The sequence below is a fragment of the Ruegeria lacuscaerulensis genome, from assembly GCF_013033355.1.
GTDB lineage: Bacteria > Pseudomonadota > Alphaproteobacteria > Rhodobacterales > Rhodobacteraceae > Ruegeria > Ruegeria lacuscaerulensis_A.
This window is the reverse complement of the sequence record NZ_WQDY01000004.1, coordinates 201,365-222,475: the sequence shown is the minus strand read 5'-3', so window position 1 is coordinate 222,475 and position 21,111 is coordinate 201,365. Positions and strand designations below refer to the sequence as shown.

General features: G+C 58.3%; 19 protein-coding genes. 6 read left to right on the top strand and 13 right to left on the bottom strand.

What is annotated here, in order from left to right; all coding sequences use genetic code 11:
* Positions 1 to 21 precede the first annotated feature (21 nt).
* Genes GOW48_RS09790 through GOW48_RS09775 form a run of 4 tightly spaced genes read right to left on the bottom strand, consistent with a single transcriptional unit; the run spans position 22 to position 4,584 of the window.
* The gene (locus GOW48_RS09790; RefSeq protein WP_170753310.1) at positions 22 to 1,518 is read right to left on the bottom strand and encodes a phosphomannomutase/phosphoglucomutase; all 1,497 of its coding nucleotides are present in this window, start codon (positions 1,516 to 1,518) and stop codon (positions 22 to 24) included.
* A gap of 15 nt (positions 1,519 to 1,533) precedes the next feature.
* A complete protein-coding gene (gene kdsA, locus GOW48_RS09785; RefSeq protein ID WP_170753308.1) occupies positions 1,534 to 2,367 on the bottom strand; it encodes a 3-deoxy-8-phosphooctulonate synthase in 834 nt (277 codons plus the stop codon).
* Positions 2,368 to 2,372: 5 nt separating this feature from the next.
* A complete protein-coding gene (locus GOW48_RS09780) occupies positions 2,373 to 3,947 on the bottom strand; it encodes a capsule biosynthesis protein (RefSeq protein WP_170753306.1) in 1,575 nt (524 codons plus the stop codon).
* Positions 3,925 to 4,584, bottom strand: coding sequence for an ABC transporter ATP-binding protein (locus GOW48_RS09775; RefSeq protein ID WP_170352393.1), 660 nt, complete (start codon positions 4,582 to 4,584; stop codon positions 3,925 to 3,927). The genes GOW48_RS09780 and GOW48_RS09775 overlap by 23 nt, the downstream gene beginning before the upstream one ends.
* Positions 4,585 to 4,801: 217 nt before the next feature.
* Here GOW48_RS09775 and GOW48_RS09770 point away from each other — a divergent pair, with 217 nt between their 5' ends.
* Complete coding sequence (locus GOW48_RS09770; protein WP_170753304.1) at positions 4,802 to 5,389, top strand: uracil-DNA glycosylase family protein; 588 nt, start codon at positions 4,802 to 4,804, stop codon at positions 5,387 to 5,389.
* Positions 5,382 to 6,170 (top strand): SseB family protein, encoded by a 789-nt coding sequence (locus GOW48_RS09765; protein WP_170753302.1) that lies wholly within the window; start codon positions 5,382 to 5,384, stop codon positions 6,168 to 6,170. Before GOW48_RS09770 ends, GOW48_RS09765 begins: the two co-directional genes overlap by 8 nt.
* 35 nt (positions 6,171 to 6,205) lie before the next feature.
* On the opposite strand, the gene yghU is transcribed toward GOW48_RS09765, so the two are convergent.
* Positions 6,206 to 7,084 (bottom strand): glutathione-dependent disulfide-bond oxidoreductase, encoded by an 879-nt coding sequence (gene yghU, locus GOW48_RS09760; protein ID WP_170753300.1) that lies wholly within the window; start codon positions 7,082 to 7,084, stop codon positions 6,206 to 6,208.
* A 248-nt stretch (positions 7,085 to 7,332) separates the two neighbouring features.
* On the opposite strand from yghU, the gene GOW48_RS09755 reads away from it, so the two are divergent.
* A complete protein-coding gene (locus GOW48_RS09755) occupies positions 7,333 to 7,851 on the top strand; it encodes a YHS domain-containing (seleno)protein (protein WP_170352397.1) in 519 nt (172 codons plus the stop codon).
* 58 nt (positions 7,852 to 7,909) lie between these two features.
* Here the strand turns inward: GOW48_RS09755 and GOW48_RS09750 are convergent, their stop codons facing one another.
* Together GOW48_RS09750 and metF are read right to left on the bottom strand one after the other, a co-directional pair.
* Positions 7,910 to 8,563: a J domain-containing protein gene (locus GOW48_RS09750; protein ID WP_170753299.1), complete on the bottom strand. Its 654-nt coding sequence runs from the start codon at positions 8,561 to 8,563 to the stop codon at positions 7,910 to 7,912.
* Between the two features lie 163 nt (positions 8,564 to 8,726).
* Entirely contained in the window at positions 8,727 to 9,593 is an 867-nt protein-coding gene (gene metF / locus GOW48_RS09745) for a methylenetetrahydrofolate reductase [NAD(P)H] (RefSeq protein ID WP_170753528.1), read from the bottom strand.
* 93 nt (positions 9,594 to 9,686) lie between these two features.
* Here metF and GOW48_RS09740 point away from each other — a divergent pair, with 93 nt between their 5' ends.
* Both GOW48_RS09740 and GOW48_RS09735 read left to right on the top strand, forming a co-directional pair.
* Positions 9,687 to 10,592, top strand: a complete 906-nt coding sequence (locus GOW48_RS09740; RefSeq protein WP_170352400.1) for a LysR family transcriptional regulator — start codon at positions 9,687 to 9,689, stop codon at positions 10,590 to 10,592.
* 96 nt (positions 10,593 to 10,688) lie between these two features.
* On the top strand, positions 10,689 to 11,474 hold the full coding sequence (locus GOW48_RS09735; protein ID WP_170753297.1) for an inositol monophosphatase family protein: 786 nt from the start codon (positions 10,689 to 10,691) through the stop codon (positions 11,472 to 11,474).
* Between the two features lie 54 nt (positions 11,475 to 11,528).
* Here the strand turns inward: GOW48_RS09735 and bhcD are convergent, their stop codons facing one another.
* Genes bhcD through bhcA form a run of 4 tightly spaced genes read right to left on the bottom strand, consistent with a single transcriptional unit; the run spans position 11,529 to position 15,876 of the window.
* A complete protein-coding gene (gene bhcD / locus GOW48_RS09730; RefSeq protein WP_214648659.1) occupies positions 11,529 to 12,512 on the bottom strand; it encodes an iminosuccinate reductase BhcD in 984 nt (327 codons plus the stop codon).
* A 15-nt stretch (positions 12,513 to 12,527) separates the two neighbouring features.
* Entirely contained in the window at positions 12,528 to 13,691 is a 1,164-nt protein-coding gene (gene bhcC / locus GOW48_RS09725; protein WP_170352403.1) for a 3-hydroxy-D-aspartate aldolase BhcC, read from the bottom strand.
* Between the two features lie 11 nt (positions 13,692 to 13,702).
* Positions 13,703 to 14,674 (bottom strand): beta-hydroxyaspartate dehydratase BhcB, encoded by a 972-nt coding sequence (bhcB, locus tag GOW48_RS09720; protein WP_170352404.1) that lies wholly within the window; start codon positions 14,672 to 14,674, stop codon positions 13,703 to 13,705.
* Between the two features lie 11 nt (positions 14,675 to 14,685).
* The gene (bhcA, locus tag GOW48_RS09715; RefSeq protein WP_170753293.1) at positions 14,686 to 15,876 is read right to left on the bottom strand and encodes an L-aspartate--glyoxylate aminotransferase BhcA; all 1,191 of its coding nucleotides are present in this window, start codon (positions 15,874 to 15,876) and stop codon (positions 14,686 to 14,688) included.
* Positions 15,877 to 16,063: 187 nt separating this feature from the next.
* On the opposite strand from bhcA, the gene GOW48_RS09710 reads away from it, so the two are divergent.
* Positions 16,064 to 16,906: an IclR family transcriptional regulator gene (locus GOW48_RS09710; RefSeq protein ID WP_170753292.1), complete on the top strand. Its 843-nt coding sequence runs from the start codon at positions 16,064 to 16,066 to the stop codon at positions 16,904 to 16,906.
* Here GOW48_RS09710 and GOW48_RS09705 read toward each other — a convergent pair.
* A complete protein-coding gene (locus tag GOW48_RS09705) occupies positions 16,871 to 17,614 on the bottom strand; it encodes a rhomboid family intramembrane serine protease (RefSeq protein WP_170753290.1) in 744 nt (247 codons plus the stop codon). The genes GOW48_RS09710 and GOW48_RS09705 overlap by 36 nt on opposite strands.
* 42 nt (positions 17,615 to 17,656) lie before the next feature.
* The gene (gene putA / locus GOW48_RS09700) at positions 17,657 to 21,058 is read right to left on the bottom strand and encodes a bifunctional proline dehydrogenase/L-glutamate gamma-semialdehyde dehydrogenase PutA (RefSeq protein ID WP_170753287.1); all 3,402 of its coding nucleotides are present in this window, start codon (positions 21,056 to 21,058) and stop codon (positions 17,657 to 17,659) included.
* Positions 21,059 to 21,111: the final 53 nt, after the last annotated feature.

Genomic DNA, 21,111 nt, shown 5'->3' with positions numbered 1-21,111 from the left:
TAAAGTGCACCCCATGCCGGTTCAGATGGTTTGGTCGTAGTCGCCGACGCCAGGTTCCGTTCGAATAACGGCGTCGATATCAGCGAAAATCGCACGCATCTCTTCTTCGCTTTCGCTGCTTTCGCATACGACAACCAGATTGGGCGTGTTGGACGATGCGCGAACCAATCCCCAGCTGCCATTGTCCAGAATGACACGGGCTCCGTTGACAGTGACCACCTCTTTTATGTTGCGCCCTGCGAAAGTCTCGCCAGCTTCGGATTTGGCGACCAGCTTGTCGACCAGACGCTTTAGGATGTCGTATTTTTCGGTATCCGCCGCGTAGGGTGACATGGTCGGGGTCGACCAAGTCTTGGGGAGGGCCTTGCGTAGATCAGACATGCTTTTGTCGGGGTTTCGATCCATAAGCTTGCAGATCTCAACCGCCACGCGCATCCCGCAATCATAACCACGCCCGATGGGTTCAGCCAAGAAGTAGTGGCCCGACTTTTCGAAACCAGCTAGCGCATTGATTTCCTTAACCCGCCGCTTCATATGGCTGTGGCCCGTCTTCCAGTAATCCGCTTTTACGCCGTGGGCCTGCAACTCGGGGTCACTGGCAAACAGGCCGGTGGATTTCACATCGGCCACAAAGGTGGAATTCGGGTACAGCTTGGCCAGATCGCGAGCCATGATCACTCCGACCTTGTCGGCAAATATCTCCTCGCCCTCGTCATCTACAACGCCGCAACGATCGCCATCACCGTCAAACCCGAGCGCCATGTCGGCACCGCTGGATTTCACGCTGTCGGCCATGTCGTGCAACATCTCCATGGCTTCGGGGTTGGGGTTGTAGTTGGGAAAGGTATAATCTAGCCGGTTATGACTGGGTACAACCTCGACCCCCATCCGTTCAAAGACCTCGGGTGCGAAGGCCGACGCAGTTCCATTGCCCGTCGCGCAGACGACTTTAAGCGGGCGGGACACTTTGAAATCGCCGACCAGATCGTCGATATACGCCTCTTTCACCCCGTCGACAAATTCATACGAACCGCCTTCGTGCGGCTGACCTTCGCCGTTCAGAACGATGTCGCGCAGCTCGGACATTTCATCGGGACCATGGGTCAACGGACGCTCAAACCCCATTTTAACCCCTGTCCAGCCGTTCGGGTTGTGGCTGGCCGTGACCATCGCAACCGCAGGCACATCCAGATGGAACTGCGCGAAGTAAGCCATCGGGCTAAGTGCCGGGCCAATATCCTTGACCTGTATCCCCGCCTGCATCAGCCCCAGGATCAGTGCGTTCTTAATCGCAAGAGAGTAGTCTCGATAGTCGTTGCCAACCGCGATCACCGGCGCGATTCCGCGGCGACGCATCTGTGTTCCAAGACCCAGACCCAGCGCTGTCATGCCCGGCAAGTTGATCTCTTCGGGGTATTTCCAACGCGCGTCGTATTCACGAAAACCCGTTGGCTTGATCATTGCGTCGCGCAGAAATGTCCAGGTATTCGGGGTCACCTCGGGGAGTGGTTTGGTCATCAAGAATCTCGGTTGTTAAATCTGAATCGGATTGGCTTTGGCAAGCGTATCAAATCGCATCAATGTATCAATCAGTTGAGGCATCTGATCCAGGTAAATCATATTCGGGCCATCACATGGCGCATTGTCCGGATCCTGATGCGTTTCCATAAAGACGCCAGCAACGCCAACGGCAACGGCCGAACGCGCCATAACAGGCGCAAATTCGCGCTGGCCACCTGATGCGCCGCCCAAACCGCCGGGTTGAGCCACAGTGTGCGTGGCGTCCATGATCACCGGATACCCGGTTCGCGCCATTTCCGGTAGCGATTGCATATCGACCACCAGACGGTTGTAGCCAAAGCTGACGCCACGCTCGGTCAACATGATGTTGTGGTTGTCGGTGCTTTCGATCTTGGCAGCAACATTTTGCATGTCCCAAGGGGCCAGGAACTGTCCTTTCTTGACGTTCACCACCGCGCCTGTTGCGCCTGCCGCCTTAAGCAAGGCAGTCTGGCGACACAGAAACGCAGGGATCTGAAGGATATCGCACACCTCGGCCACTAGGGCGCATTGTTCTTTCTCATGTACATCGGTAGTAACTGGCACCCCGATGCTGTCCTTGACCGATTGCAGAACGGACAACCCCTTTTCCAACCCCAAAGCAGGGGCGGCATTTATCGAGGTGCGGTTGGCCTTGTCGAACGAGCCCTTGAACACGTATTGCGCGCCCGCGGCATCGCACGCCTCTTTCATTTTACCGGCGATCATTTGGGCATGATCGGCGCTTTCAAGCTGGCAGGGGCCGGCAATGATTGTCAGAGGCAGATCATTGCCGACCGTGAGATCGGAGATTTTTACATGTTTCATGTGTCTTACGAGGATACCTGTTCACGAAGGACCGACGCGGTAAGCGAGATCAACAGGTAGATACCAGCAAACAACAGGAATGCCAAAATCGTATTTTCGAATTTGCGCGGGTAAGTGGGGTCCTGACTGGGCACAGGATTAACCGAGACTGTCAGATATCTAACCTTACGGTTTGCCTCGGTCCGGGTGGTTTCCATTTGCTGCATGGCGTTTTGCAGCATCATATCCCGGGCAATCAAATCGGCCTGAGCCATTTGAAGGCGCACGCTAAGCTGGGCAAGCGAATTTTCGCCTGCCGAGACATCCAGCATCTGTGCATTAAGCTCATCCAGGACTTGTTCAAGACGACGGATATCTGCACGCGCGCCATCGACCTTGGCTTGGTTGGGCCGCAGGTTGTCCAGCAAAGCAGCCAATTGCAGTTCTTTGTCTTGAATCTCGGTTTCCAGCGCGTTGATGCGCCCGCGCAGACCAGCGATCACGTTTTCAGGGTCCAGCAAAGCACCTTGCAACTGCAACTCGATCAAGTCTTCCTGCGCTTTTCGGCGCTCGGCCTGGGCCAACTCGAATCCGGCGCGGGCCTCGCGCATCTGGTCTTCGCGTTTCAACTCGGTCAGTCCGTTGATCGTTTCTTCAGCATAGGACAACAAGCGCTCGGACAGACCGACGGCAAGCTCGGCCGATGGGGCGGCAACCTCCATCCGTATGATCCCGTCGCTTGGGTCATATCCGATCGTTATCATCCGTTTGAACAGCTTGTAGGTTTCTTCCAGACTGGCATCAGGCGACAGGCGCTGAATTGGATCAATCCACTCCTGTTTGAAGATTTCGGCGAAGCCCATGTCCCGATCCAACCGAAGAAGGGCATCTTTGGATTCCAGGAACTCCTGCGTCGCCACCGAGTCCTGCGCTGTGGCATATTGCGTACCGGCCAAAAACCCACGGAACGATGCGCCTCCGCCATCGGCCTGAAGAATCGAGAAAGCAGAATCGCTGGCATACATTGGGGTCGCGTAGCGATAGAAATAGGTGCCCACGATTAGCGTCGGAAGCAGAACAAATGCAGCGAGGCGCGCGAACAATGCCATCAGCTTGCGCCTGCGTCTGCGAGCAATGTCCCTTTGGATCTCCTTGATCTCAATCTCGCGACGCTCTGCCGGGTTCATTTCGGGGCCAGGCAGGGTTTGAGCGGCTTCAGAAAACGTTTGGGGCAGTTGGATGGTGATTTTGTCCTTGGTCTCACCCTCAGTGCGTTTCTTTTCAGCGGCCAGATCTAAAAGGTTAGCCCGTTCAAACGGGTCGATACCTTTTTTCCGCAAAAGACGTACGGCATCATAATCCGAGGTTGCGGCAAGCCCGTTTTTCTGAGCAAGACGTCGTGCCACCCTAAGCTGCCGCCCGGTCAGTCCTTCGCGTTTGATCTCGTCGATTTCTGTAGCAGTCTGCGACTCGTTTGCGGCGGCCGGAGCCTGCGTTGCCTTGCGAATACGCGAGATCGCCTCAGCGCGCGCTTCAGGGTCGCCAGAGCCTTTGCGCTTGCGGCGCAGGTTGTAGATGCTAGCCTTGGGTTTGGTAGTCATATAGCTGCTTAGCCTCTTCCAAGGTGTCAAACATGTAAAGCTGACCGTCCACGAGAACGGCAGCCTGACGGGCGAATTTTTCCAGCACTGCAGGGCTGTGGGATACGATGACCAACGTGGTCGTGCGCAACCTTTCCCTCAGAATGTCACCGGCTTTCCTGTTGAATTCGACATCCGTGGTGGCGGGCATGCCTTCGTCAATCAGATACATGTCGAAATCAAGTGCCAGCATCAAGGCAAAGGTGAAGCGGGCCTTCATGCCCGATGAATACGTGGCCATTGGCTGATCAAAATACTCGCCCAGATTGCACAGCCATTTACAATAGGCTTCGACGTAATCGGGATCCATGCCATAGATTTTCGCGATGTATCGCGCGTTTTCCAGTGCCGAAAGCTTGTTCGCAACGCCACCAGTGAACCCCATCGGAAACGAAATCCGGCAGGACTTGCGGATCACGCCTTCATCCGGTTTCTCTAACCCGGCCATCATGTTGATCAGTGTTGTTTTGCCAGTGCCGTTCGGGGCAAGCACGCCCAGAGATTTTCCAAGCTCAACCCTGAACGACACCCGGTCCAGGATCACCTTGCGGCGCGTCCCGGTCCAGAAAGACTTACTGACGTTCTCAAACTCAAGCATACTGGGCCTGCTACATATGTCTTTTTATTGCACCGACCAAGCCGGTGATGCCGCGTTCACGCGTGCTGCATTATGTCGAAAAATGAGGGGGGGGATCAATGCGTTCGCTTGCATGCTGTTGCTATTGTGACTTTTCCATCTGTTGGCGTCCAAAGGCGCGTTGTCTATCCTTTGATCTAACCGTCACTCATTTTGATGCAGGAAACCTTGCGATCTGATGAATACACTCGAGAAAGACATCGCAGCCTGCAGGATCTGCGCCGATAGGTTTGCCGACACGCACACTGCGCACGAACCTCGGCCGGTGGTCTGGTTCCGCAAAGGAACTTCGGTTCTGATTGCAGGGCAGGCACCCGGCGCACGCGTTCACGAATCCGGTCGGCCTTTTACCGACCCCTCCGGGGATCGCCTGCGGGATTGGTTGGGGCTTGATGAACCGACATTTTATGACCGCTCAAAGGTGTCGATTGTGCCAATGGCATTCTGCTTTCCCGGATATGATGTGCGCAAAGCCGATCTACCTCCACCGCCGATCTGCGGGCAAACTTGGCATGACCGGGTGATGCAAGCGCTGGGAGAAATGCCGTTAACGGTTCTGGTCGGGGGCCATGCGCATAAATATCACCTGGGCACCAAAAGCTCGGTGACGGAAACGGTGCGCAACTGGCGGGACCATGCGCCGCGCGTCTTTGCCTTGCCTCATCCGTCTTGGCGGAATACGGCATGGATGAAGAAAAACCCCTGGTTCGAGGCCGACCTTCTGCCGGTCTTGCGTGCGCGGGTGCAAGAGGTTCTGAATGACTGACACAACAGCTCTGGATGCCGCCCATTCCGCGATGGAGGTTGCCCCACTGGACGATGCTGCCCGACTGCGCTTTTTTGAACGGCTAGCGGATAGCGAGTTGTTTCTTTTGCTGACCGAAGAGGCGAAAGACGAAAACATCTCGCCCGAATTGTTCGATGTGGCTGACGGCCGGTTTGTTCTGGCTTTCGATCGGGAAGATCGGCTTGCCCGATTTGCGGAACGCCCGGTGCCTTATGTTGCTTTGTCGGGGCGGATTTTGTCCAACATGCTGGCCGGTCAGGGGATTGGTCTGGGTCTGAACCTTGAGGTCGCGCCATCGTCCATGCTGATCCCGTCCGAGGCCCTTGGATGGTTGGCTACGACTTTGCAGCACGCGCCAGAGGAAGTGCAGCAACACCTGTCCGAGTTCCTACCCCCTGTTGGGTTGCCCGACGATCTGTTAACGGCCCTAGACGCCAAACTGGCAACGGCCGTTGGTCTGGCGCAGGCGGCATATCTGGTCGGCACAAAGACGTCTGAGGGTGGCACAGGTCATCTGCTGGGCTTTGTCGGAGCGGTGAGCGGGGCTGAGGCTGCACTGGCCAAAGCTGCGTCCGAGGCGTTGACCTTTTCGGGTATCGAAGCTGGGGCCATGGATGTCGGCTTTTTTGCAGCGCACGACCCGGCTGCCGCAGCGTTGGCCCGCGTTGGGCTGAGGTTCGATTTGCCCCAGCCCGAGACGTCCGAATATGCGCAGATAGCACCGGGCAGCGACCCGGATAAACCACCAATTCTGCAATAATAAGGCCCCGCAGATTAAGCTGCGAGGCCCATGCGTTACTCTGCTGCAGGTTCCAGCTTGTCCTGAGTGCGGGTTTCAAAGTCGCTGGCCTCGTGGCGTTCGTGAAGCTGCATGTGCTTTTCACCGAAGGGACGGTTGACCATGCGACCGCGCAGTACTGCGGGGCGTTCGTCGACTGCTTTGGCCCAACGCATAACGTTCTTATAGGATTCGACGTCCAGGAATTCGGCGGCGTCATACAGACGTCCCAGAACCAACTGACCGTACCAGGGCCAGATGGCCATGTCGGCGATGCTGTAATCGTCGCCTGCAATATAGGCATTTTCCGCCAGTTGCTTGTCCAGAACGTCTAACTGGCGCTTGGTTTCCATGGCAAACCGGTTGATCGGGTATTCCCATTTCTCGGGCGCATACGCATAGAAATGGCCGAACCCGCCGCCCAGATAAGGTGCGCTGCCCATCTGCCAGAACACCCAGTTCATCACCTCAGTCCGTTCGGGACCGGATTTCGGCAGAAAGGCGTCGAATTTCTCGGCCAAATGGAACAGGATCGAGGCGCTTTCGAACACGCGCACAGGTTCATCCCCCGACCGGTCCCAAAGCGCGGGTATCTTTGAGTTCGGGTTTGCCCCGACAAAGCCCGAACTGAATTGATCGCCCTCGCCGATATTGATCAGCCAGGCGTTATACTCGGCCTCTTCATGGCCAAGGGCCAACAGTTCTTCCAGCATCACCGTGACTTTGACACCGTTTGGCGTTGCCAGCGAATACAACTGGAACGGATGGCGTCCTACAGGCAGGTCTTTGTCGTGCGTCGCGCCGGAAATGGGGCGGTTGATATTGGCGAATTGCCCGCCATTCTGACTGTCCCAAGTCCAAACCTTTGGCGGGGTATAGGTCGATTGCTCGCTCATTTCTTGCCTTCCTCAGCAAATCTGGTGTGCATTGTCTGTCCGCAGCAACAGCTAATATTGCAAAGCGCCGAGTCCAACCCCGCATCTGTGGTTCATTTTGTAACATTCGGCGCCAATACTCTCACGTTTCTTCATCGGACGTCACAGCGCCGCGAGCAGGACTGCTCTGAGCCCTGAAATCGCTTATTGTCTGGTCAGACCCGGAACGCGGGTGACCTTGAAACCTAAGGACAAGAGGATTGACCTATATGAAACGTTTTGCCCTGACCCTTGCAGCAACGCTGGCATTCGCTGTTCCAGCATTCGCTGGTGATCAGTATGTTGATGGAACCGGTTATGCTGTTTCAGGCTATGATGTTGTGGCCTATCGCAGCCTGGATCAGTCACCGGTTGGTAAGGCGCAGCCGGCGGGCGTTCGTGGGCGTTCCGACATCACCGCTGAATACAATGGCGCAACCTGGGCATTCTCGACCGAAGAAAACCGCGACAAGTTTTTGGAGAACCCCGCGTACTACGCGCCGCAGTATGATGGCCATTGCGCCTACGGCGTGTCACGTGGCGGCAAGGTTCCGGCCAACCCGAACCTGTGGCGCATCGTTGATGACAAGCTGTACCTGAACATCACGGACGTGGTTGTTGGATTCTTCGAGGAAGATATCCCGGGTAACATCAATCTGGCGGAAGGTAACTGGCCGGGTATCGAGCCTGCGAAAGCTTCGACCGCAGTTATCCCGAAATTTACCTCGGACGCTCCGATTTCCAACTAAATGGAATCTGACAAACGAAAACCCGGCTGGCATCAGCCGGGTTTTTGCATTTCAGGCCTCAGCTTGCCAGTTCAAAGGCATCCTGCAGGGCCTGATCCGCATCGAACCGTATGCGAACACTTTTGGCGCCAGGAAACTTTCGGGCCATGATCGCGTCAGGGACAACGACTTCGCCGGCACCTGCGTTCTTGGATTGGAAATTCAAAACTTCGGTTTCCGTTTTGCGAAACCCGACCAGAACAGATGTCGGCAAAGCAACGCGGTTCGCACCTTTGCAAACCGGAGATTTCACGAAGTATATCAGGTTTCGACCAAAACACTCGATAGCGCTGGGGATGTGGTCCGAGTCAGCAACGATTTGGTCGCCATCGTCAGTTGGCGCAATGTTGCCAGAATGGGCCAACGCCCGAGCAAGAAGATCACGACACGCGCTGACTTCGGTGTCTTTCAACCGGATCACGCGTTTGCGCAGCTTGGGCCTTTTGGGCTTGCCATGCATCGGGTTCTTGGTGGTCAGCCCCTCTTGCCGCAAAAGATCATAAGCGTCTTTGGCGCGGACAAAATCCGAGCAATCATTGTCAGCGCGGTCAGGATGTGCGCTGAAGGCAATCTTGCGCCAAGCGTTGCGGATGTCGTTGGAACTGGCATTGTGGTCCAGCCCAAGCGCAAACAAAGCATCTGTCCGCGCCTTGATCTTTTCAACTGCTTCCATACCCAAATCACTCACTAAACAACAACATGCCCTAGTGTTGTGACGGTCGCAATTTTGTCAAATTTGGTGAGTTTTTAGGGGGTATGTGGGAACAATTTCCAGTTAACTATTTTGATTGTTCCCACTATTGCGTCTGATTGGCCGGGTATCGTCCGGCCTTTCGCTAGGCCACGTTCTGCAACGAGGGCTTTGGTGTGATCCCAAGGGCAAAGCAGACATCGCGCGTCAGTTCTGGCCGGTTCAGTGTATAAAAATGCAGTTTGTCCACACCGCCTTCTATCAGGTCCGAGCACAGCTCGGTGCACAATGCAGTAGCCAGCAAATCCTCGCGGTCATCCCGGAGGGCCTTGTCAAATGCCTGCTCGATCCAGCCGGGAATGCGTGTGCCACAACGTTTGGCAAAGTTGCGCGCGCCTTTCCAGTTCTCGATTGGCAGGATGCCCGGCACGATGGGCTTATCGATCCCGGCCTTTTCGCAGGCGTCGCGGAAGCGGAAAAAAGTCTCGGCCTCAAAGAAGAACTGCGTCAGCGCTTCGTCTGCGCCAGCGTCCAGCTTGGCTTTCAACCAGTCGATATCAGTGCGAGCGCATTGCGCTTCGGGGTGGATGTCTGGATAGGCGCCCACGCGGATGTTGAACGCGCCGGTGTCTGAAAGCGCTTCGATCAGTTCGACCGAATTGGCGAACCCGTCTGGATGAGGGACGAACCGGTCCTGTCCTTTGGGGGGGTCGCCACGCAGTGCCACGATGTCTTTCACACCTGCCTTGGCGAAGGAATCTGCTATTTGCAGGGTCTCAGCGCGGGTCGCATCGACGCACGTCAAATGCGCGGCCACGGGAAGACCCGAAGACTTGTGCAAAGTCGCCACCGCATCGCGGGTCAATTCCCGCGTGGTGCCACCAGCACCATAGGTGACTGACACAAAGCGCGGGTCCAGCGGAGCCAGCGTCTGCACGGTGTCCCACAGGCGGAACGAGGCCTCGAGCGTTTGGGGCGGGAAGAATTCGAATGAAATCTCAGGTTGTGTCATCTCGGCCTCGTAAATACTGGTTGCAGGCCTTGTGCCATGACCTGCATTGTGAGACAAACTCATATTCCTCAAGAACAACATGAGTTCCATTGAATGCATATCGAATTCCGGCACCTGCGCACGATCAAGGCGATCCATGAATGCGGCGGCCTGGCCCGCGCGGCGGATCAGCTGAACATCACCCAATCGGCGTTGAGTCATCAGATCAAAGGGCTTGAGGATCAGGCCGGGGTTGAGCTGTTCCTGCGTCGCTCCAAACCGATGAAGCTGTCGGCGGCGGGGTTGCGCCTGTTGCGGCTGGCCGAACAGATACTACCGCAGGTCGAAGCGACGCAGCACGAATTTTCTTCCCTGCGTGACGGGCGCACGGGCCGGATGCATATCGCGATCGAGTGCCATGCCTGTTTCGAATGGCTGTTTCCGGTGCTGGAGGCGTTCCGGAAATCCTGGGGCGATGTGGATGTCGATATCCGCCCCGGTCTGGCGTTTGACGCCTTGCCCGCGCTGCAGAAGGAAGAGGTTGATCTGGTGGTGTCATCTGACCCAGAAGACTTACCGGGGGTCGAGTTCATCAAGCTTTTCGACTATGACGCGGTGTTCGTTGCGGCCTCGGCCCACCCATTGGCACAAAAGGATTTCATTGAGGCCGAGGATTTCCGCGGTCAGACTCTGATCACCTATCCGGTCGAACGCACGCGTTTGGACGTGTTCAGCCAGTTGCTGATCCCGGCGCGAGTGGAACCGGCGGCCATCCGGCAGGTGGAGCTGACAGCAGTTATCCTGTTGCTGGTCGCTTCGAACCGGGGGATTTCGGTCCTGCCCGACTGGGTGGTGCGCGAGGTCAAGTATAACTCGGACTATGTGACCCGGCCACTGACCAAGGACGGGATCACCCGCAGTCTGTATGCCGCGGTGCGGTCCGAGGACCTTGAAAAACCCTATGTGCAGGAACTGATCGAACTGGCCGGGACCGAGGCGCGCAAGCTGCAATCGCAATAGGCGCAAAACGCGGGGCTGCTATGCGCATCAAGCCTCTTGGCAAGGGCGCATTGCATCAGTATACGCGCGGTTTGACCGAACAGGAGCCTTGGGACAATGGTAGGCAGTGCAAACCTCAACATCATGATCAAAGCCGCGCGCAAGGCGGGGCGGTCTCTGGTCAAGGATTTCCGCGAAGTCGAGAACCTGCAGGTCTCGATGAAAGGTGCGGGTGACTTTGTCTCCAAGGCCGACATCGCCGCCGAGGCGATCCTGAAAGAGGAACTGCTGGGTGCGCGCCCGACCTATGGCTGGCTGGGTGAAGAAGGCGGCGGGCAGGCGGGTGAAGACCCAACGCGCCGCTGGATTGTCGACCCGCTGGACGGCACCACGAACTTTCTGCACGGGCTGCCGCATTGGGCGATTTCGATCGCTCTGGAACACAAGGGCAAGATCGTTTCGGGCGTGATCTATGACCCTGCCAAGGACGAGATGTTCTTTGCCGAAAAGGGCGAAGGCGCGTGGATGAACGACACCCGCATCCGCGTTTCGGGCCGTCACCGTATGATCGAATCGATCTTTGCGACCGGTTTGCCTTTTGGTGGCCGTTCCGACCTGCCTGCTACCTTGCAGGATCTGGCTCGTATCATGCCCACCTGCGCTGGCGTGCGCCGTTGGGGATCGGCAGCGCTGGATTTGGCTTATGTCGCTGCAGGGCGTTACGAAGGCTATTGGGAGCGTCGACTGAACGCGTGGGACGTGGCAGCCGGGATCATCATCGTGAAAGAGGCTGGCGGATTTGTGCAAGCCATCAATCCGGAAGGCAGTGTCTTGGAGGATGGTGAGGTTATCTGTTCGAATGAGCCGATCTTTGACCAGTTCTCGAAGGTGATCCGTGGCTGATTTTCTTAAGCCAGTGCCGAACAAGCGCGCCCCGTACAAGGCGCGCTTTTTTGTTTATAACGCAATGCGTTGGGCTAACCCGCAGTCTTCAGCCAGCCGTGCGGCGACGGATGCGACCGCCAGGTCCTGCAGGCCGACGCCTGTTCCATCGAACAAGGTGATCTGATCCGCCGAAACCCGGCCAGGATGAACGCCATTGATCACAGCGCCGATGGGCGTAATAGCCTTCTCTGTAAGAGCCCCGTTGCCAACGGCGTGCTGCGCTTCACCAATCGAGACGGATTGCGCCACCTCATCCGTAAAGACCGAGGCCGCAGAGACCAGTGCCGGGTCGACTTCTTGCTTTCCTTTGGTGTCGGTGCCCATACAGGCCAGATGGGTGCCGGGTTCGATCCACTCCTTCATCAGCAAGGGCTCGAAAGCCGAGGTGATGGTGATGATCACGTCCGCCTGTGCGCCCAACTCCTGTGGGCTGACGCTTTCGAATTCCAACCCAATCTCGTCAGCGACGGAGGCCAATCGAGGCAGCATGTCCGGATGTGGATTCCACGCCACGACCTTTTCGAACGCGCGTTGCTCGGCGGCTGCGCGCAGTTGAAAGGTGGATTGATGGCCAGCCCCGACCATGCCCAGAACCTTGGCGTCCTTACGGGCCAGATAAGCGATGGACACAGCAGATGACGCCGCAGTGCGCACCGCCGTCAGATAGTTGCCGCCAACCAGTGCCGACAGCCGACCCGTGTCCGGGTCGAACAGGAACACTGTGGATTGATGGTTGGTCAGGCCGCGATCTGTATTCCCTGGCCAATACCCACCGGACTTCACGCCCAGCACTTGCCCTTCGCGGTCGAACCCTGACTTGAACCCATAAATCGCATCTGCGTGGCCCAAAGCCTCGCGGATCACGGGAAAGTTTCGCGCCCCGCCGCTGGCCATGGCGCCGAAGACGGCCTCGACAGCATCAAATGCTTGTTGACGGCCCACGAGTTGGGCACATAAATCCTCGGTCACGATCAGCGGTCCGTCTTGAGTGATCATGGCATCCCTCATCGCTTAATACGCCTTTCCGCGCGCCGACACTGGCCACAACGCTTCGACTTTGCCGCCGCGTACGCCGACATACCAGTCATGGACATTGCAAGTGGGGTCGCAGTGACCAGGCACCAGCCGTAGCTTGTCATTGACTTTCAAAACCCCGTCCGGGTCGCCAATCACGCCATGTTCGTCCGAACATTTGAGGTATTCCACGTCGTCACGCCCATATACGAAGGGCAGGCCGCTATCGACAGACTGGGCTTTTAGACCCGCATCGCAGACCGCAATATCAGGTTTGGAATGGCTCATGACACTGGTCAGAATGAACAGCGCGTTCTCCCATTCACCTTGGTCAATCCGGTTGCCGTCCTTGTCCAGAATGCGTCCGTAATCAGCATCCATGAACGCGTAAGACCCGCATTGCAATTCATTGTAAACGCCTGACTCGCTTTCAAAATAGTACGACCCAGTTCCCCCGCCCGAGACCAGTTCGCAGTCTATCCCTTCCGCTTTCAAACCGTCGACCGCGTCTTTGACCATCGCGATGGCGACGTCCAGTTTTTCCTTGCGGGCTTCATAACTGTCCATGTGCTGCATCGCACCCTGATAGGCCTGTATTCCTGTGAACTTAAGATTTGCGGCGGCGTGAACCGCTTGGGCGATTTCAACGACTGCTGCGGTCGAGGTCACGCCGCAACGTCCTGCGCCGCAGTCGATTTCGACAAAAACCTCCAACTCGGCGCCGTGCCGCGTGGCTGCCGACGACAGCTCGGCGACGTTGTCCACGTCATCTACGCAGACGATTGTGCGCGCACCCAGTTTGGGCAGACGCGCCAAGCGATCGATCTTGGCTGGGTCGCGCACCTGATTGGATACGAGGATGTCTTTGATACCACCACGGGCAAAGACTTCGGCCTCGGACACTTTCTGACAGCACACGCCGACCGCGCCACCCAGTTCTTCTTGTAGCTTGGCTACGTCCACGGACTTGTGCATTTTGCCATGCACCCTATGCCGCATCCCGTGCGCTTCGGCGTAGTCACCCATCTTCTTGATATTTCGTTCAAGCGCATCAAGGTCCAGGATCAGGCTTGGCGTCTGGATATCGCGTTCGTCCATCCCAATGGCGGCAGGGATGTCGAAGCCGATCTCGAGATCGTCAAATTTCGCGGATTTGTTCATATTCTCTCTCCTCATCCTTGCAGCCATGGCAACTTGTCTAGATCGACGTTCCCGCCTGTTATGATCACGCCTACACGTTTGCCGCGGAACACGTCTTGGTTCTTCAAGATGACCGCCAATGGCACTGCCGAAGATGGTTCCATCACCACCCGAAGGTGCTTCCACGTCAATTTCATAGCGGCGATGATCTCGTCGTCAGAGGCTGTGAAAATGTCCGTCACATGGTTCGAGACAAAGTGCCATGTGTTCTCTTTCAAGGGCACCAGCAAGCCGTCAGCGACGGTATTGGGTGCGTCGTCGGCAATTATGTACCCAGCCTTGAAGGACCGAAACGCATCATCCGCCTGCTCGGGTTCGGCCGCGTAAATCTCTGTGCCGGATGCAAGGTTCGAGACGGTCAGGCAGGTGCCCGAAACCATGCCGCCGCCGCCAATCGGGGCGATAACGGCGTCAACGCCGCCGGTTTGATCCAGCAATTCAGCCGAGCAAGTGGCTTGCCCTGCGATCACACGCGGATCGTTGTAGGGGTGGATGAACTCACCTCTTGTCCGGGCCTGAACCTCGGCAAAGGTAGCCTCGCGCGATGAGGTTGAAGGATCGCATTCCGTGATGGTACCGCCATACCTGCGTACCGCGTCTTTCTTGGCCTGAGGCGCGGTGCGGGGCATAACGACGTTGCACGGGATACCCCGGCGACCAGCAGCGTATGAGAGCGACAACGCGTGGTTGCCGCTGGAATGGGTGCACACCCCCTTGACGGCCTCTTCATCGCTGAGGCTGAAGACCGCGTTGCAAGCACCGCGCACTTTGAAAGCACCTGCCTCCTGAAAGTTCTCGCATTTAAAGAACAACTGCGCGCCGGTCAGGTCATTCAGGTAGTCCGACGTCATCAGTGGTGTGCGTCTGATATGAGGTGCGATCCGCCGTTGCGCCGCGCGCATGTCCGCGATCGTCAAGTTGGCGGCTTGTGAATGGTCCAACATCTCAACCCTCCTTATGCGGCTGCCTTGGCGTGGTCCGGTGACCCTTTGCGATAGAAATCCTGTGCGGCGGCGACTCCGCTGCCCAAGTTGATCGGATAGTGCAGATCGGCCATCGCCATCTCAATCGTCGACAGGCCGGACAGGACCATCGCATCCGTCAGGCTACCCAAATGACCAATGCGAAACGCCTTACCATCAAGCTGGCCCAGGCCGATGCCGAATGACATCCCGTATGCGTTGAACGCATGATCTGTCAGCGCATTGCTGTTGATACCATCCGGTACATAGATCGCGCTGACAGTGTCGGAATAAAGCTCAGGCGCCTCGGCAACCAGTTGCAGGCCCCAGGCATCAACGGCGCGCCGAACGCCTTCAGCAAGACGGGTGTGGCGGGCATAGACATTCTCAAGCCCTTCCTCGAACAACATTTTCAGGCTTTCCCGCATCCCGTAGATCAGTTGCAGCGGTGGGGTATAAGGAAAGCCACCAGACGCATTGGCTTGCATCATGTCGCGAAAATCGAAGAACGTGCGCGGTAGCGTCGCCGTTGCCGAAGCCGCCAGAGCCTTGGGGCTGACACAAAGGATCGCCATTCCGGTTGCCAGCATGAACCCTTTTTGCGACCCGGACACGGCGATATCGACACCCCATTCGTCGAACTCGAACGGCATGGACGCTAGGGAACTGACACAATCTACGAATAGCATCGCGGGATGATTGGCGGTGTCTATTGCGCGCCGAACTGCACTGATGTCCGACCGAACGCCGGTTGCGGTTTCGTTATGGGTCACCAGAACTGCACGGATTTGGTGTGCATTGTCCTTGGACAGGGCGGTTTCAAACTGCTCGGCAGGGGCACCGCTGCCCCAAGGGCAGTCGATCACCTGAACGTCCAGTCCATGCCGTTGGCATAGGTCGATCCAACGGTGACTGAATACGCCGTACCGCGCCACCAGCACCTTGTCACCGGGGTTGAGCGTGTTGGTCACCGCAGCTTCCCACCCGCCAGTTCCGCTGGCGGGGTAGGTGACGACCTGACCAGAGGTGGTGCCAAAAACTTTCTTTGTGTCTTCAAGAACGGGGGCAAAGGTTTCGATGAAATCAGGCGCGCGGTGGTCCTGAGTCTGGACCTGCATTGCAAGACGCAGCCTGTCCGGGATGTTAGTTGGGCCGGGAATGAAAACAGGGTTTTGGTTGGACATGACGTGTTCCTCCGCATTTGGAGTCAGTGTCCGGGAATGCTCGGTTCCATGCAATTTTCTTGAAAAATATTTTCATTTTTGCAAGTTTAATACTAAGGCGCTGATTTGATTTGAGTTTCTTTTTTTCATTTCTTGGGGAAGAAAAACGGGCCAAAAAAATTTGACGTCGCAAACCGGAGAAAATGGGATGGAATCCTCAAAAAGACAGCGCGGTAGACCGAAGTCCTTGTTCAAGGAAAGCACGGCCGGGACGATGCAGTCGCTGGATCGCGCGCTAGGTGTTTTGACCGAAACTGCCCGGCAGGAGCGCGCAGCATTAAGCGATCTGGCACGTGAGACTGGTGTACCTACGGCCACCACCCACCGCATTCTGATGACTTTGCAGAAACACGGGTTCGTGGCCTTCGACGAAGAACGACAGGAGTGGATGATCGGGATCGAGGCTTATCGGACCGGGGCCTCGTTCCTGCGACGTAATAGTGTGATCGAGATTGGGCGGCTAGTCCTGCGCAGATTGATGCAGGACAGCGGAGAAACGGCCAATCTGGCGGTCCCGGACGGGGCGCAGGTGGTGTTTGTCGGTCAGGTTGAAACAGCAAACCCGATCCGGGCGTTTTTCCCACCGGGGGCGCGGACGCCGATGTATGCCTCGGGGACGGGAAAGGCGATTCTGGCCGCGATGGGAGAGGCCGCGCTGACCAGATTGATGACCGGGGCCAAACCGGAACGCTTCACGCCTCATACTTTAATAGACGACACCCGGTTGCAGGCAGACTTGGATCAAACCCGCGCGCGGGGATGGTCATTAGACCGGGAGGAGCGATATCAGGGAATGTCCTGCATCGGAGCAGCCATATTCAACGACCGGGGCGAGCCTTGTGCAGGTATCTCGGTGTCTGGTCCAACGGTCCGGTTCAACGCTGAACGCGCGCCGGAACTGGGGGCGCTGGTCCAGGCCGCCGCGCAAGAGGTAACGCGGCAAAGCGGTGGTCACTTACCGGCGCGGGATGCGGGGAATGCGGGATTGTGACAGCTTGTATTCGTGCTCGGGGTGGGGCGGGTGGCCGTGGGTGCGGTTCCAATAAGACATCGCGCCGCGCCTTAGCCACAAGGGAACGCACAGGATCAGACCGACTAGGAACCCGCCGGTATGTGCCCAATAGGCGACACCGCCCTTGTCAGGATCGCTTGCCAGGCTGCCGAGGAACTGCATTCCCAACCACACCCCCAACATGACAAAGGCCGGGATAGTAAATACGCGGAAATAGACGACTAGGATCAACAGGATGTCGACGCGGGCTTTGGGGAACATCAGAAGATACCCGCCCATGACGCCAGCAATGGCACCAGACGCGCCAATCGTGGGGATCACTGAGTCAGGAGCCGTCACGACGTGGATCAACCCCGCTCCGATACCGGCCAGCACATAAAACAGCAGAAAGGGTAGATGCCCCATTTCGTCTTCAAGATTGTCTCCGAAAATCCACAGAAACAGCATGTTGCCCGCCAGATGCATCCAACCGCCATGCAAAAACATCGAGGTCACAAGCGTTTCCAGCGCAAATCCGTCCGTGATACGGGCCGGGATTACCGCATAATCGAAGTAAAGTTTATTGAGTAACCGTGCGTTATCCATGATCCCGACATAGCTGAGGAAGATCACGATATTCGCTGCCATCAGCAGATAGACGACGTAAGGCGTGCGCCCCGAGGGGTTATGGTCACGGATTGGAAACATGGCGCGACGCTGGGCTTTTCGCGGCCCAGCGTCAAGGTCCGGTTACGCCGCACCCCCAAGCAGGGCGGCGTTGCCTCCTGCGGCGGTTGTGTCGACACAAACGTGACGTTCACTCAGCACACGCGCGCGGTCGGGCAGGCCGGGAATCAGAGGCAGGATCGGGCCATGGCGACGGGCCAGATGCTGTTCGATCTGCCGCGCGGTGGCCTCATCGCCCCACCACAATACGCCTGAGATGTTCGCGATGTTCTCCAGTCGGTGCAGGTCGATCATGCCAAACGCGCGGATCGCGGTGCCGCCAAGGGCCTCGACCGCTTGGGCCTGCGCCTGAACGGCGTCTGCGCTCGGCCCCATGCACAGTAGCGGCGCACGGGGGAATTCGCTGAGCCGGTTGGATTCGCCGGTGGGGCCGGGCAGCGACCGAGTGCGCAGCGGGGCCGGCTGGCCTGTGGGGTCGGGCAGGTCACTGGCGGTGTTGTCCCATGTGGCATCCACCTTTTGCCGGTCCGGCGCGCAGAACCTCGCCATATAGTTTGGCCCGCCCGCCTTGGGCCCCGTCCCCGACAGCCCCTCGCCGCCGAAGGGTTGCGAGCCGACAATGGCGCCGATCTGATTGCGATTGACGTAGATATTGCCCGCGTGAACGGCCTCGGTGATATGCTGCACGCGGTCGTCGATGCGGGTGTGCAGGCCGAATGTCAGGCCATAGCCCGTGGCGTTGATGTCGGCGATGACCTGATCCAGATCTGAGGCCTTGAACCGCGCCACATGCAGCACGGGGCCGAATATTTCGCGCCCAAGTGCCGCAATGCCGGGGATTTCAATCAGGGTGGGGGCGATGAAAGTGCCCTCGGGCGGGGTTCTCAGTTCCTTCAATACCCGACCTTCACTGCGAGCCTGTGCGATGTGGTCGGCGATGCCTTGCCGCGCGTCGCGGTCAATCACCGGGCCGCAATCGGTTGCGATCAGCCACGGATCGCCCACCACCAGGGCCTCCATTGCGCCGGTCAGCATGGTCAGCAGATCGTCGGCGATATCCTCTTGCACATAGAGGCACCGCAGGGCCGAGCATCGCTGACCCGCCGATTGAAACGCGCTTTCGATGATGGATTGCACGGCCTGTTCGGGCAGGGCAGTGCTGTCGACGATCATCGCATTCAGTCCGCCGGTTTCCGCGATCAGAGGCGTGCCGGGTTGCAGATGATCCGCCATCGCCGCGCGGATTTTCAACGCCGTGCCGGTCGAGCCGGTGAAAGCCACCCCCGACACCCGCGCATCGGATGTCAGCGCCGCCCCCACGTGCGGGCCACCCGGCAGCAATTGCAGCGCATCGCGCGGCACACCCGCCTCGTGCAGCAGTTGCACGGCCCGATGTGCGATCAGAGGTGTCTGTGGTGCCGGTTTGGCCAGAACGGCATTGCCGGTGGCCAGAGCCGCCGAAATTTGCCCGGTGAAAATCGCCAGTGGGAAGTTCCACGGGCTGATACAGGTGAAAATGCCCGCGGGGTTGGCATTGGGGATATTGGCGGCGTAGTAGCGCAGGAAATCCACGGCCTCGCGCAGTTCTGCCACTGCGTCGGGCAGAGACTTCCCGGCCTCGCGCGCCAGCAGGGCGAACAGTTCGCCGAAATGCGCCTCGTAAAGATCAGCGGCTGCGTTCAGCACCTGCGCGCGCTGGGCGGATGGGGCTTGCCACGGTGCGGAAGAGGCCAGCGCCAGTTCCACATCTGCGGTACTGGCCGGGGCGACCGCTCCGGGGCGGTCTTGTGGCTGGGCGGGGTTGGTGACGGGCTGATCGCCTTCGGGGCGCGCATCGTCCGACAGCAGGGGCTGCGCGTACCAGTGATGTGCACGAAAGGCATCGCGCGCGGCGTCGATCCGATCCAGCGTTGGCGTGTGGTGCAGGTCGAACCCGCGCGAATTGGGGCGCTCGGGCCGGAACAGGTCGGGGCCGGTGGGCAGGGGGCGGGCGGCGTCGATGATCGTGACAAAGGGATCGGCGGCGACCACTTCGGGCGGCACGTCCTCATCCACGATCTGGTTCACGAAGGAGGAATTCGCACCATTTTCCAACAGGCGCCGCACCAGATAGGCCAGCAGGTCACGATGTGCACCCACCGGCGCATAGATGCGGCAGCGGGTGGCGTTCTGGTCCTTGACCAGCTCGTGCAGCGTCTCGCCCATGCCGTGCAAGCGCTGGAATTCGAAGGGCTGCCCATCAGCCATGTGCAGGATCGCGCTGACCGTATGGGCGTTATGGGTTGCGAACTGCGGATAGATCCGATCGGTCATGCCCAGCAATTTGCGCGCATTGGTGATGTAGGAAATATCGGTCGCCGCCTTGCGAGTGAAGACGGGAAAGCCATCGACGCCTTCGACCTGCGCGCGCTTGACCTCTGTATCCCAATAGGCGCCTTTCACCAGCCGCACCATCAGCTTGCGGTCGTGGCGTTGCGCCATGTCATAGAGCGTGTCCAGAACCACCCCGGCGCGGGGGCCATAGGCCTGCACCACGATCCCGAACCCGTCCCATCCGGCAAGGGCGGGTTCGGACATCACCTCTTCGATCACTTGCAGAGACAAAGACAGGCGGTCGGCCTCCTCGGCGTCCACGTTCAGGCCCATCCCGGCGGCTTTGGCCAGCAGGCACAAGGCGCGTAGGCGGGGAACAAGCTCATCCATCACGCGCTGTTCCTGCGCCAGCTCATAGCGCGGGTGCAGGGCGGACAGCTTGACCGAGATCCCCGGATTGGCGCGAATGTCATCATGCGTGCAGGCATCGGCAATGGCCGCAATCGCGCGCGAATAAGATAGGTGATAGCGGGCGGCGTCAGCCTCGGTCCGGGCCGCCTCGCCCAGCATGTCATAGGAATAGGTATAGCCCTTGGTCTCCATCGCGCTGGCGCGGTCCATGGCGGATTGGATCGTCTCGCCCAGAACGAACTGACGGCCCATTTCCTTCATCGCGCGGCCCACTGCGGTGCGGATCACCGGCTCTCCCAGCCGTTTGATTGCCCCGCGCAAGGCGCTGACCGGCGAGACTTTGCCCTCGTCCAGAACCTTGCCCGTCAGCATCAGTGCCCATGTGGACGCATTGACCAGCGGGGACGAGGATTGCCCCAGATGCTTGCCCCAGTCCGAGGGCGCGATCTTATCCTCGATCAACGCGTCAATCGTGTCGGCATCAGGCACCCGCAGCAGCGCCTCGGCCAGACACATCAGCGCGACGCCTTCATCGGTGGAGAGGCCGTATTCGGCCAGAAAGACCTCCATCATCCCCGGCGAGGTGCTGGCACGGATGTCGCGCACCAGTTCGGCTGCGGCCGTACAGATGGCGGCACGATCCGTGTCGCTCAGATCGGCCTGCGCGATCAGGCTGTCCAGAACGGCCGACGGGTCGGCATAGGTTTGGGCGTCAATATGGGTGCGCAGGCTGTGTGACATGAATCCTCCGGTGCTTTGGTTAAATATAGGATCGCTTTGGCGGGCTGATTGCC